Source organism: Cystobacter fuscus (assembly GCF_002305875.1).
GTDB classification, from domain to species: Bacteria; Myxococcota; Myxococcia; order Myxococcales; family Myxococcaceae; genus Cystobacter; species Cystobacter fuscus_A.
The window spans coordinates 2,475,365-2,487,506 of record NZ_CP022098.1; the positions used below are offsets into that span (position 1 = coordinate 2,475,365).

At 67.8% G+C, this 12,142-nt stretch carries 12 protein-coding genes; 7 read left to right on the forward strand and 5 right to left on the reverse strand.

Annotation, left to right across the window (positions count from 1 at the left end):
- On the forward strand, nucleotides 1-1,371 hold the full coding sequence (locus CYFUS_RS10265; protein WP_095985053.1) for a hypothetical protein: 1,371 nt from the start codon (nucleotides 1-3) through the stop codon (nucleotides 1,369-1,371).
- 28 nt (nucleotides 1,372-1,399) lie between these two features.
- On the opposite strand, the gene CYFUS_RS10270 is transcribed toward CYFUS_RS10265, so the two are convergent.
- Entirely contained in the window at nucleotides 1,400-2,653 is a 1,254-nt protein-coding gene (locus CYFUS_RS10270; protein ID WP_232537486.1) for a peptidase C39 family protein, read from the reverse strand.
- A gap of 42 nt (nucleotides 2,654-2,695) precedes the next feature.
- Nucleotides 2,696-4,093: a M20/M25/M40 family metallo-hydrolase gene (locus tag CYFUS_RS10275; RefSeq protein WP_095985055.1), complete on the reverse strand. Its 1,398-nt coding sequence runs from the start codon at nucleotides 4,091-4,093 to the stop codon at nucleotides 2,696-2,698.
- Between the two features lie 67 nt (nucleotides 4,094-4,160).
- On the opposite strand from CYFUS_RS10275, the gene CYFUS_RS10280 reads away from it, so the two are divergent.
- The 4 genes from CYFUS_RS10280 to CYFUS_RS10295 are packed head-to-tail and all read left to right on the forward strand — an operon-like array spanning nucleotide 4,161 to nucleotide 7,797.
- Nucleotides 4,161-5,186, forward strand: a complete 1,026-nt coding sequence (locus tag CYFUS_RS10280; RefSeq protein WP_095985056.1) for a dipeptide epimerase — start codon at nucleotides 4,161-4,163, stop codon at nucleotides 5,184-5,186.
- Nucleotides 5,183-6,385, forward strand: a complete 1,203-nt coding sequence (locus CYFUS_RS10285; protein ID WP_095985057.1) for a DUF819 domain-containing protein — start codon at nucleotides 5,183-5,185, stop codon at nucleotides 6,383-6,385. Before CYFUS_RS10280 ends, CYFUS_RS10285 begins: the two co-directional genes overlap by 4 nt.
- A gap of 60 nt (nucleotides 6,386-6,445) precedes the next feature.
- Nucleotides 6,446-7,054 (forward strand): hypothetical protein, encoded by a 609-nt coding sequence (locus tag CYFUS_RS10290; protein ID WP_157758376.1) that lies wholly within the window; start codon nucleotides 6,446-6,448, stop codon nucleotides 7,052-7,054.
- Nucleotides 7,051-7,797 (forward strand): hypothetical protein, encoded by a 747-nt coding sequence (locus tag CYFUS_RS10295; protein ID WP_095985059.1) that lies wholly within the window; start codon nucleotides 7,051-7,053, stop codon nucleotides 7,795-7,797. Before CYFUS_RS10290 ends, CYFUS_RS10295 begins: the two co-directional genes overlap by 4 nt.
- Nucleotides 7,798-7,809: 12 nt before the next feature.
- On the opposite strand, the gene CYFUS_RS10300 is transcribed toward CYFUS_RS10295, so the two are convergent.
- On the reverse strand, nucleotides 7,810-8,337 hold the full coding sequence (locus CYFUS_RS10300) for an ester cyclase (protein ID WP_095985060.1): 528 nt from the start codon (nucleotides 8,335-8,337) through the stop codon (nucleotides 7,810-7,812).
- 222 nt (nucleotides 8,338-8,559) lie between these two features.
- Between CYFUS_RS10300 and CYFUS_RS10305 the strand changes: the two genes are divergently transcribed.
- Nucleotides 8,560-9,372 (forward strand): YdcF family protein, encoded by an 813-nt coding sequence (locus CYFUS_RS10305; RefSeq protein ID WP_157758377.1) that lies wholly within the window; start codon nucleotides 8,560-8,562, stop codon nucleotides 9,370-9,372.
- A gap of 30 nt (nucleotides 9,373-9,402) precedes the next feature.
- Here the strand turns inward: CYFUS_RS10305 and CYFUS_RS10310 are convergent, their stop codons facing one another.
- Both CYFUS_RS10310 and CYFUS_RS10315 read right to left on the reverse strand, forming a co-directional pair.
- A complete protein-coding gene (locus CYFUS_RS10310; protein WP_095985062.1) occupies nucleotides 9,403-9,864 on the reverse strand; it encodes a YybH family protein in 462 nt (153 codons plus the stop codon).
- A 10-nt stretch (nucleotides 9,865-9,874) separates the two neighbouring features.
- The gene (locus tag CYFUS_RS10315) at nucleotides 9,875-10,600 is read right to left on the reverse strand and encodes a double-CXXCG motif protein (RefSeq protein ID WP_095985063.1); all 726 of its coding nucleotides are present in this window, start codon (nucleotides 10,598-10,600) and stop codon (nucleotides 9,875-9,877) included.
- 255 nt (nucleotides 10,601-10,855) lie between these two features.
- Between CYFUS_RS10315 and CYFUS_RS10320 the strand changes: the two genes are divergently transcribed.
- Entirely contained in the window at nucleotides 10,856-12,139 is a 1,284-nt protein-coding gene (locus CYFUS_RS10320) for a M14 family metallopeptidase (RefSeq protein ID WP_095985064.1), read from the forward strand.
- The last annotated feature ends 3 nt before the right edge of the window (nucleotides 12,140-12,142 follow it).

A 12,142-nucleotide genomic window follows, 5' to 3' on the forward strand; every position in this document is an offset into this window, starting at 1 on the left:
ATGATGCGTCGCATCGAGACCGCCCTGTTCGCCGCCGTCTGTGCCGTGGTTTTCGTGGCCTGTTCCGCGTGTGGAGGGAAGGACAATCCCAACGGCCCCGTCAGCAAGACGAGCCAGTTCTTCCTGCCCACGGGCGAGCCCCGCAACACGGGGGATCCGCACATCCAGGCGGATGCGCAGGGCAACTTCCACATCGTCTACCCGGCCTACTCCCGGGGCGATGCCTACTACGCCTTTTGCCCGTCCAATTGCAGCTCGGTCGAGCAGGCCAAGGTGGTGCAGTTGGAGACGCAGGGCACGGTGGACAACGCCCGGGTGGCGGTCGGTCCGGACGGCAAGCCGCAATTGCTGCTCAATACCCACGAGCGCGTCTACTACGCCACGTGCTCGGGCGACTGCACCCAGCGCACCTCGTGGACGGTGACGCCCATCCTCGAGCATGGCGGCGAGCGCGAGGTCTCCGGAGACGCGTTCGCCGTCACGCCCCAGGGCAAGCCGCGCTTCATCATGCACAGCTACCGCAGCATCGGCATCGGGGCGCCGACTCCCGCGACCTTCTACGTGCAGTGTGACAACAACTGCCAGAACCCGGGGAGCTGGACCCAGTCGCAGATCGCCACGCGCAACTGGCAGATGGGCTCGCTGCGCTTCACCCCCTCGGGCCAGCCGCGTCTGGTCAAGGCGGAGCTCGTCGATGGCGGCAATCACCTGAGCTATTACTACGAGTGCGACACGGATTGCTCGTCGGCCGTCAACTGGAAGGGCACGGCCCTCTACAAGACGTTCTACGGCTTCTCCGAGGCGGTCCGCATGTACCCGGCCATGTCGCTGCGGCTCACGAGCCAGGGCAAGCCGCGCCTGGCGCTGATGGGCGATGACGGCAGCGGCCGCAACCTGCTCTACCTGGAGTGCGACACGAACTGCACCTCCCCGGAGGGCTGGTTCGCGCAGATCCTCCTGCCGGCCAACGAAGGGGGCGCGCAGCTCAAGGCGGGGCTCGAGCTCGCGCTCGACAGCAAGGATCAACCGCGCATCGCCTACGCGGCGGCCTACAACATCGTGATTGCCCACTGTGACGCCAACTGCACCGACGAGACGAAGTCGAAGTGGAACCTGGCCAAGGTGGAGTTCGCCTCGGACATGGAGAAGGACAAGATCATCCCCTATCCCGACTGCAACATCGCGGGGGGCTGGTTCCTGCACAGTCCGTCGATCACCCTGGGCAAGGAGGGCCTGCCCCGGGTGGCGTACCGCGCGCAGGACATCAGCGGCGGTGGCTCGAATCCCGGCCCCGGTGAGATCAAGTGCACGGCGGGCGCGGACATGACGTTCGCCCGCTTCGCCCAGATCGACGAGCTCCGCGCGCCGTGAGCGGAGGCCTGGAGCTCCTCCGTGTGGCTCAGGGCACGAAGGTGAGCGCGCCCGGGGGGAGCTCCGTGCCCGCGGGCCACAGCAGGTAGGCCGAGCGGCGTGAATGGTCCCACGCCCGCAGCAGCTCCTCGCGACGGTACGTCACGCCCACCGTGTCGTCGCTGGGGAAGGCCGGGTCGTTGCAGACGACGTCGCCCTGGGGCGTGAAGCCCTTCACCACGAGCAGGTGCCCATCCGAGCGGGGCACGGGCGAGCCGGTCAGCTCGCCGCGCTCGTAGGCGACGCTGATGCTCACGGGGATGCCCTGGGCGATGAGCCGCTCCACCTGGGTGAAGGTGTCGAAGCGCGCCACCAGCCCGTGGAGCACTCCGCCCGCCAGCGCCGAGGCATAGGCGGTGTTGAAGGGCCAGTTGCCCGTGCCCGCGTAGACCGCGTCGTGGACGGAGGCGGCCGCCACGGGCACGCTCACCTGGAGCTCTTCCTGGCCGAGCCGGTGGCTCCAGTACGCGAGCAGCATGGTGACCGAGGTGGGCGAGCACCAGGCGCCACCATGGGGCGGGTAGAGCATCTGCGAGCGGCCGGGCACCTCGAGCACCGTGCCCCAGGCGTGCCGGTCCGAGGGCTCCTCGGGCGCGGTGCGGCCCGTGTCGGTCACCGCCGCCGCGAGCGCGCGCACGCGAGGGCTCGTGCCGGGTCGGGTGGAGAAGAGCCACACCGTCATCCGCAGCCCGTCCGCCTTCTGCTTGAGCACGAGGGTGTCGGTGAGCACCTTGCCCCGCTCATCCTCCTGACGATCCACGCTGTGGCGCGTGACGGTGCCCGGCTCGAGCGCCCAGACGCCGAAGTCGTAGTCCTTCGTCCACTCGCCCTCCACGCGCGCCGCGAGCGTCAGCCGCACCCAGGTGCCCGGCGGGGTGTGCACGTCGAACGAGGGCACCACGTTGTCGAAGCCCCCTGGCACGGGTTGCACCTCGGAGCGGGCCCGGCCGACGAGCGCGCTGCCCTCGGGCAGGGGACTGTCCGTGCCGGGGAGGGTGTGGCCTGGGAAGGGATCCGCGGGGGCGGGGCCGGAGGAATCCAGCTCGAGCTGGCCCTCCGGGGTGAGCCGGGTGCCCTCGCGGGTGAAGCGCTCGAAGTCGCGCGCCTGGGCGCTCTTCCTCCAGATTCTCGCCACGGGTGTTGCCTCCTCGGGGGATGGCCGGGTCTGCCAGCTACACGCCGTCAGCACCGCCGCCAGGAGGACCAGGGGCGTGCGGACTGAGGCCTTGGGGGGAGTCGTCATGAGGTCCTCTCGGGATGAAGCGGAAGGGGAGGGCGCCAGGGCTCACTTCACCAACTCGGACAGGAGCCGGTGGACGAAGTCGGCGCCGGGCTGGAGCGAGGCCACGGGGATGCGCTCGTTGGGGGCGTGGGCCGTGCGAGCGTCCTCCGGCGTGAGGGCGAAGGGATCGATGCCGTAGGCGTGGATGCCCGCGCGGCGCAGGGCGGTGGACTCGGTGGTGCCGGTGGACATGCGGGGGAAGACGGGCGCGCCGGGCCAGACCCGGCCGGCGGCGGCGCGGGCGGCCCGGAACATCGCGTTGTCGCCCACGGGCGAGGCGGGTGAGTCCAGGGGCCGCGCGTTCCATTCCACCTGGATGTCCGGGTCCGCGATCGCCGCGACGAGCCGCGCGCGGACCTGCTCGGGGTCGTCGTCCGGGAGCAGCCGGCAGTTGAGGGTGGCCTCGGCGGTGGCGGGGATGACGTTGGGGCGGGTGCCCGCGGTGAAGACGGTGGGCACGCACGTGGTGCGCAGCACGGCGGCCAGGGCGGGCTCGAGCCGCGCGAGCGTGTCCACCGCGTCCTGGGGCGGAGCCTCCGGAGAGGCGGCGAGTCGCTTCAGGGCCTCGCCCGTCTCGCCGTCCGTCACCTTCAGCCGGCCCTCGATGTTCAGCCGGGTCACGGGGGTGAGTCGGGTGGGGAAGGTGACCGCTCCGACACGAGCCACCGCCGCCGCCAGCCGCACCAGGGGCGAGGGCGTGGCGGGTGGCACCGAGGAGTGACCGCCGGGACCCGTGGCGCGCAGCACCATGTGGCGCGAGACGCGCTCGGCGGCCTGGAGGTTGACGAAGCGCACCCGGCGGCGGTCCTCGCCCAGCTCCGTGAGCCCGCCTTCATTGAGGGCGAACTCCGCCTCGCGCAGCTCGGGGCGGCGCTCCAGCAGCCAGTCGATGCCGGCCTGGGAGCCCACCTCTTCGTCCGCGCTGAGCACGAGCACCACGTCGCGCGAGCGCTTCCCTCCCTCCCGAGCGAGCCGTCGCAGCGCGAGGATGCTGGCCGCGGCCATGCCCTTGTTGTCCTGGACGCCGCGCCCATACAGGAAGCCGTCGCGCTCGGTGAGCGTCCAGGGATCGGAGGCCCACTCCTCGCGCCGCGCGGGCACGGTGTCGAGGTGGGCGAGCACGAGCAGGGGCCTCGCGGCGCCGGAGCCCTCGAGCCGGGCGATGAGGTGGGCACGCCCTGGAGTGTCCTCGACGAGCGCGGAGGAGATGCCGGCCTCGCGCAGCCACCGCGCGGCCACCTGGGCGGCGGCGGCCTCGTTGCCCGGAGGGTTGGAGGTGTCCACGGCGATGAGCTCGGCGAGCAAGGCGCGCATCTCTCCCTTCGCCGGCGGCGGAGCGCTGGCGGCGAGTCCGCGGCCGGGCGCGAACAGGAGGGCGAGGGCCAACAGGAGGGGGCGCATGTGTGGGGAGTCTAGGGGAGTCGCTCGGGGCTGTGCTAATGCGGCTCCTTCCCCCAGGGTTCTCCGCATGCCACTCCCCATGGATGTCCGAGTCCTCGAGCTTCCCCTGCGCCACGCGTGGACGATCGCGCGAGGGACGAGCACCTTCAAACGCAACGTCATCGTCGAGCTGCGCGCGGACGGCGTGGTGGGTCGGGGCGAAGCGGCGCCGAACGTGCGTTACGGGGAGTCCGCCGACACCGTGACGGAGGCGCTCGGGCGGCTCGCTCCGGCGCTCGAGGGGGACCCATGGCACTTCCGGATCCTCTCCGAGCGCATCGACGAGGCCCTGCCGGGAAACCATGCGGCCAAGGCGGCGTTGGACGTGGCTCTGCATGACCTGGCGGGCAAGCGGCTGGGGGTTCCGCTCTACCGGATGCTGGGGTTGGATCCGGCGCGCATGCCGATCACCTCCTTCTCCATCGGCATCGACGACGCGCAGACACTGGCGCGCAAGGTGCGCGAGGCGGAGCCGTATCCGGTGCTCAAGGTGAAGCTGGGTGCACAGGCGGTGCGCGAGACCTTCGGCGCGGTGCGGGATGCCACGTCCAAGGTGGTGCGGGTAGACGCCAACGAGGCGTGGGGCCCCGAGGAAGCGCTGCGTCACATCGAGTGGCTGGCGGAGCGGGGAGTGGAGTTGGTGGAGCAGCCCTTGCCGGCGGCGGATGTCGAGGGGGCGAAGTGGCTGCGCGAGCGCTCGCCGCTGCCGCTGGTGGCGGACGAGGCGTTGATGAAGGCCTCGGACGTGCCGCGGCTGGCCGAGGGCTATCACGGCATCAACGTGAAGCTGCAGAAGTGCGGGGGCATCCGCGAGGCATTGCGCATCATCGAGACGGCGCGCGCCTGTGGGCTGAAGGTGATGTTGGGGTGCATGGTGGAGACGTCGGTGGGGATCGCGGCGGCGGCGCATCTGGGGCCGATGGCGGACTGGTTGGATCTGGACGGCAACCTGCTGCTGGCGGCGGACCCCTTCCAGGGACACCCGGTGGTGGGTGGGCGCATCCGCCTGGGGGATGGGCCCGGGCTCGGCGTGGAGCCTCAATCCCAACCATGAGTGGTCCGCTCATCCAGGAGCCCATGGCGGTGCTCACGGTGCTGCTGGCCGTGTTGGCGCTGCTGCTCTTCGTCGAGCGGCACCCGGTGCTCGGGCGCTTCTTCAAGGTCGTGCCTCTGCTGGTGCTCGTCTATTTCATTCCCACGCTGCTGTCGAACACGGGGGTCATTCCCACACAGTCGCCGCTGTATGGCTTCGTGTCGGCGTACCTGCTGCCCGCGAGCCTGGTGCTCCAGGTGTTGTCGATGGACCTGGGAGCCATTGCCCGGCTGGGGCGCAACGCGGTGGTGCCCTTCCTGGCGGGGACGGCGGGCATCATGCTCGGGGGGCCGATCGCCTATCTGCTGCTGGGGCGGTGGATGCCGGCGGAACTGGGGGAGCAGGCGTGGAAGGGATTGGCGGCGCTGAGTGGCTCGTGGATTGGGGGGAGCGCGAACTTCGTGGCCATCGGGCGGAGCATCGGGGCGCACGAGGACACGTTGAGCATGATGGTGGTGGTGGACGTGGGGGTGTCGAACCTGTGGACGGCGGTGCTGCTGTGGTTCGCGGGCCAGGAGTTGAAGATGGACGCGCGCATGGGAGCGGACCGGAAGGCGCTCGATGAGGTGCGCGAGCAGGTGGCGCGCTTCCAGGCCTCGGTGGCGCGGCCCGTGACGCTGTCGGACCTGGTGTGGATGCTCACCCTGGGACTCGGGACGACGGTGGTGTGCACGGAGGTGGCGAGGCATCTGCCAGACGTGGGCACCTTCATCACGGGTTTCACGTGGGTGGTGTTGTTGGTGACGACGGTGGGGGCGGCGATGTCTTTCACCCGTCTGCGAGAGCTGGAGGGGGCGGGGGCGAGCCGGGTGGGGGCGTTGTTCCTCTACGTGCTGGTGATGACCATCGGGGCCAAGGCGGACTTCCGGCGGTTGCTGGACGCGCCGGCGATGGTGGCGGTGGGGCTGGTGTGGATGGCGATCCACGCGGGCTTCATCCTGGCGGCGCGGCGGTGGCTGCGCGCGCCCATCTTCTTCGCGGCGGTGGGTTCGCAGGCGAACGTGGGGGGAGCGGCGTCGTCATCGGTGGTGGCGGCGGCGTTCCATCCCGCGCTGGCGCCCGTGGGCGTCATGCTGGCGGTGGCGGGCTACGTGCTGGGCACCTACGGCGGGCTCGTGTGCGCGGTGATGCTGGAGCAAGTGTACGGCTTGCTGCATTGAGTGAGTGCCTCGGTAGACGAGGCATTGGATCGCCTGATAAAGCTCAACAGGGGGGCATGAATGAGCTTTGAGCGGCGGGTTGTCTCGGCATGGCACGGATGGGTCTTGCTGGGCTTGTTGCTGCTGGCCCCAGTATCCTGGGCACAGGTGGCAGGTACGGCGACTCAGCTGACAGGACGAGTGCTGACCAACACCCCTCCAGGGCCTCAGGACGATACCATCAGGGCTCGGCTCAAGGCCTGTCTGCTCATGGGCGATATGAAGTGTGTCGTCGATGAGTACCTGTTGCTCAAGGACCTGGGTCGGATGCCTGGCTGGTTGGTGGCTTTCCAGAACGCATTCTCCATCACGAATCGTCGCCCCGGTGAATGCGAGAAGGTTGCCCGTGCCATCCACACGGCCCTTCGCGAGTTCACACAACGGCCCGTCTTCATCCGTTTTTCGATCAGGGGTAAGTCTCAGGTCATGGGGTTCGATGTGATCGAGAATGGGGTGTTTGTACGGAATCTTCAGGTTTCGCCCACTGGGCATCACGTGGCCGTGCAGTTGGGTGACCGCGTCATTGATGCCTATACGGGACTGGCGGGTCTGCCCTTGCGCGAATACATGACCCGGCTCACGACGAGTCCGGACAGTCGGGTCATTCACCAGATCGTGGAGGCGCTATGAGCGCGGAAGAGCTTCCCGAGGAGTGGAAGGGGCGACGCGTGGGCATCCTGGACTCGCTCCTCCAGGGCCGCCGATACGTCCTGACGCGACATGCCCTGTGGTACGTGACGGGGATTGAAACCGCTGACTCCCTGTTTCCCTCCATACAGGGGTGGCTCGCGAACACGCATCTCAATGGCGGGGCGGAACTGGCGTGGCGGGAGTTCCTGGACTGGTACCAGGAGTCACGAGGCGAGTCGCTGCGCTACGACTGGTATGTCAAGCCTCTCCTGGAGTGTCAGGGAGACGAGGAGCGGGCGGCCCTGGTGCTGTTGGATCTCGTGGCTGGATACGTCGAGAAACATGGGGTGTTTGCCCGGCGTGGGGCTGGTGCCATGGACGAATGGGTCTTCACCACCTATGGGCCGCTGCCCAGGGAATGGGGCGGACGCTCCGTCGGTCTCTTGGATGCGCTCCTCTGGCTGCGGCAACGGATGGATCAGGGACATGAACTGTCTCTTCTCACGGGAGCGCGGAGCCTCGATTCCCTGTACTGCTTCACCATTGGATGGATCCGCAACACCCTGTACAACCGTCAGGAGGATCCCTCCCTGGAACCCTTCTGGGACTGGCTCCGGGACGTCAAGAAGGAGTTCCCGGGCGAGGGCTGGCACGTCAAATACCTGCGAGACTGCCAGGGAGACCATACGAGGGCCGTCCGGAAGTTCCTCGACCTCGCCGCCGAATTCAAGGAGTCACGCTGAAGCACGTCAGTGCTACGGCGCCAGACCCAACTGCTGCATGTACGCCTGGTTGTCCCAGAACAAGAACTCCTCGACCATGACGCCGTTCTTCCAGCGGCCCACGGTATTCATCACCAGCCTGAACGACTTGCCCGTCGGCGGGATGCTCGTTCCATCAGGCAGTGGCATGGGCCGGGTGAAGGTTCCCTCCATCACCCCGATGACGCTCGTCCACTCCCCCGAGCCGAACTTGATGGGATGCACCTGGATGCGCGTGTCCGGTGCGTACACGAACATCGCCTTCAAGTCCTCGATGTGGACGTCAATCCCTTGCGTCTGATGGCCATCGGGCCAGTGGACGATGATGTTCCGCGCGTGGCTGTGATGGAGCTGGTTCCACTTCTGGTTCGTGAACACATCGAAGTCGAGGGTGTCGAAGGTGGCGAGGTTCTCGCGCACCCGGCGCGCGTCCTCCCGGTATTGCTCCAACTCCTGCCACGGATTCGTGTAGGGAGCAGCGCCGAGCAATGACAAGGTGAGCAATAGGGGACGAGTGAGCATGATTGTTCTTCTCCTGGGTGAAGTGTGACGCCGGGCCCAGCCCGCCGTCGCGCTGTTCGAAGAGCAATATGTCGTTGTTGCACCAGCGCGACTAGCTGGCTCCAGCGCTCCTCACTGTTGCTGGATTGGAACGCTCGACGATGCCACTCTGGCCCTGGCGTGCCGATGTTCCCCCTACTAAAAAGGCGCCTCACCGGAATGATCCCGGAGCAGGAGCCTCGCATGACGACCCTGGGAAGTACTGGCGCGGCACATATGCTGAATCGGATCGCCACGTTCCTGGCCCGCCGTGATCTCGGATCGCTGACGAAAGCCGCTCTGCGCACGGGCGCGGGGATCGAGCGGGCAGACCTGCTCCTCTTGTTGGGAAGCAGCCTGCCGCGAACCGCCGAGTGGGCCGCCGCCGCCTTCGCCTCGGGGATCGCCGAGCGCTTCATGATCGCCGGCGGTATCGGTCACTCGACCGCGATGTTGAGGGAGGCGGTCCGCAAGGAGCCGCGGTACTCGGACATCGAGCTGGAGGGCAGGAGCGAAGCGGAAATCATGGCCCACATCTCCGCTCGCTCCACGGGGCTGGCGCCGCGCGACATCCTCCTGGAAACCGTGTCGACCAACTGCGGGGACAACGCGATCCAGTCGAGACGCGTCTTGAAGCAGCTCGGGCTGTCGCCACGCACCGTCATCCTGCTGCAGGACCCGACCATGCAGCTCAGGACCCACGCGTCCTTCGACCTGTACTGGAACGCCCAGGCGGAAGGAGTCCAGCTCATCAGCCATGCGCCATTCGTTCCCCAGCTCGTCGTGCGCGACGGCGCGTTCGCCATCGAGCCGGGAACCGATGCCGGGCCCATCTGGAGCGTGGAGCGCTTCATCTCGCTCCTCCTGGGGGAGATTCCGCGACTCCACGATGATGAAGCGGGCTATGGCCCTCGCGGGAAGGGCTTCATTGCCCACGTGGACGTGCCCGAGGACATCCTGGAGGCCTACCGCCAACTGCTTCCGGAGTTCGGCGCCCTGGTGCGCAAGCCCGGCTGACGGAGCGCCGTGGGTGCGACGGTTGGCCGGTCAGGAGCCGCCTCGTCGGATGAGGGGCAGCTTCGACCGGGAGTAGGTCTGCTTCCTGCGCAATCGCCCTTGCGCGAGGTGCAGCACAACCAGCCCCTCCCAATGGAAGGTCTGTCCGAGCCCTGTACGGAAAAGCAATTGTTTGAGCCTCTCGGGGCCGGTCACTCTCCACGCTTGCGACAGGTCATGCTGGCAGCGCCACTGGAGCACCACCTTGCCCGCGGCTTCGTCCACCAGCATGTCCTGGGTGAGGAAGCGCAGGCGTCCGAACACTCCTCGGAACTGGGGCTCGAAGGCCGCCCGGATGGCCGGGATACCCCGGGCGTGGTGACCCTCGAGGGTCTCGTAGACGGCGTCCTCGGCGAAATACGTCATCACTTCGTCCAGGTTGTCTCGGTTGAAGGCATCGGTGAAGCGCAGGACGAGGGCTTCCAGTTCGCTCCGGGGCATGGTGTTGTTCATGCCGGATACCCTATCTGGTCGATGACCGTGTTGGCAGTGGATGGAACTCGACTCCATCCAAGCCCAACCGTTGGCAGAGTGAGAAGAAGCGCTCCGTACAGACCATCACGGAAGAGAAGTCCTCCAGCCGGAACAGGTCCAGGTGCTGTGGAAGCGTTCTTTCGTCGAGCAAGAGTTCATCGGGCAAGGAGTGTCCGGTCCGACCACAGCGCGGACAGGCAGGAGCGCGCTTCGCTGGAAGGCAATCTGGGTGGAGCTGGCCCTGAGGAAGGAGTTCAAACTCAAACAAATCAGGCAGATCTTTCTGACGGGTTTGTAGGATCGCACGGCAGCCCGTGAGGTGGCGGAGGCCTGCCGAGTGGAGTGCGTCCAGTGTCTGTTGTTGTACCAGCAGCCACCAGGGATCGGGTGCCACGAGTTGTCCAAACCTCCCCTGGTACTTGCCTATGAAGGGACCAAACGTCGTACCAGGTTCGAGGAGGGCTTCGGGAGGAAGCAGGGGGCGAACCAATGTACACAGCCGTTCATACTCCTCGATGGGTTCGGCACGTGGTGTCTCGAAGTCGGCCAAGCTTACTATCGAGGTCAAATCGATGGACGGGTATGATTTTGAGCCGTCGCTCCATGTGGCGTGACACACGGGACAGATGATGCCCGGCAGTCCCCATTGATGTGAGCCGTCAATGTACCCAGCGTATCTTCCAGAGGAGTCGGTCTCGATTTTGAAGTAATGCATGAGCGACGGCCTCGTTGAACTTGATGCCCTCTCCCGTGGACCGCGCGGGCATCATGGCCCGCGGGGCCTCCCGAAAGCGCACCTCCTGAACGAACCGGAGCCGGATCGTCAGGAACACACCGGTTCCCAGCAGGAGCGCCAACATCCACGGCCCCCACACGGCGTTGCTTGCTACATCGGGATTCAGGCCGCATGACCTTCCGTCATACTCCCGTGGCAACCTCCGCGGCACGCCATCGCGAGGACAGACCGCTCATGATCGTTCCCACCCTCTCCCGTGAACTCCTCGACCTCTGGGCGGACGTCCACCCCGGGGACCTGCCTCCCCCCGCCCTCGTACGCCAGCCCCACGTGGGTGCCGCACTGCGGCGGCTGCGCGACGCCGCTCCTGAGCTGTTCCACCTCGAGGAGGTGGGGCGCTCGGTGGAGGGCCGGCCGCTCGAACTCGTGCGCTTCGGTCACGGCCCCCTCCACCTCCTGCTCTGGTCCCAGATGCATGGCGACGAGCCCTCCGCCACCACCGCGCTCCTCGATGTCCTCGAGTACGTCCACCGTCACCGCCACTCTCCCCGGGTCACGCGTTGGCTCTCCTCGCTCACCGTGCATGCGCTCCCCCTGCTCAACCCGGACGGCGCCGAGCGCTTCCAGCGACGCAACGCGCAAGGCATCGACATCAACCGCGACGCGCTGGCGCTCCAGACGCCCGAGGGCCGGACGCTCAAGGCGGTGCGTGACCGGCTCCAGCCGGCGCTCGGCTTCAACCTCCACGACCAGAGCTGGCGCACGGCGGTGGGCGACACGGGGCGGCCCGCCTCCATCTCCGTGCTGGCCCCTCCCTTCGACGCCGCGCGCAACGACAACCCCGGCCGGGTGTTCGCCAAGAAGGTCTGCGCCGTCATCCGCGACGCCCTGGAGCCCCTCATCCCCGGGCAGATTGGCCGCTTCGATGACTCCTTCGAGGCTCGCGCCTTTGGCGACAACCTGGGGCGCTGGGGCACGCCCACCGTGCTCATCGAGACGGGTCCCTGGCCCTCGCCCGAGCCCGATGAGCCCATGCTCCGGCTCACCTTCGTGGCCCTGATGTCCGCCCTGGAGTCGCTCGCCCAGGGCAGCGCGGAGCACGCCGACGTCGGCCGCTACGAGTCCATTCCCTTCAATCGAAGCAACGGCCTCCTGCACCTGCTCATCCGGGGCGCCCAGGTGTTCGGCGAGGCGGGAGACGCCTTCGTCGCGGACATCGGGGTGGTCGCGCAGCGGGCGCTGCGTCAGCGCGAGGGCGCCCCGTGTCTCGTGCTCACGGGAACCATCGAGGAGCTGGGAGACCTGAGCGTCCTGGGCGCGGTGGAGGTGGTGGACGGCTCGGGCCTCACGGTCGTCCCGCTCCCGCCCGGGGACGTGAAGGTCGGACAGGTGCTGCCGCTGCCTCCCCGGAGCGCCCGCGTGGTGCGCACGGAGCAACCCGCGGAGTTGATGGTGTCGCGGCCGGTGGATTCCTCCGGGAACCACCGCGTGGAGCGCATCATCCGCTACGAGCGCTGATTC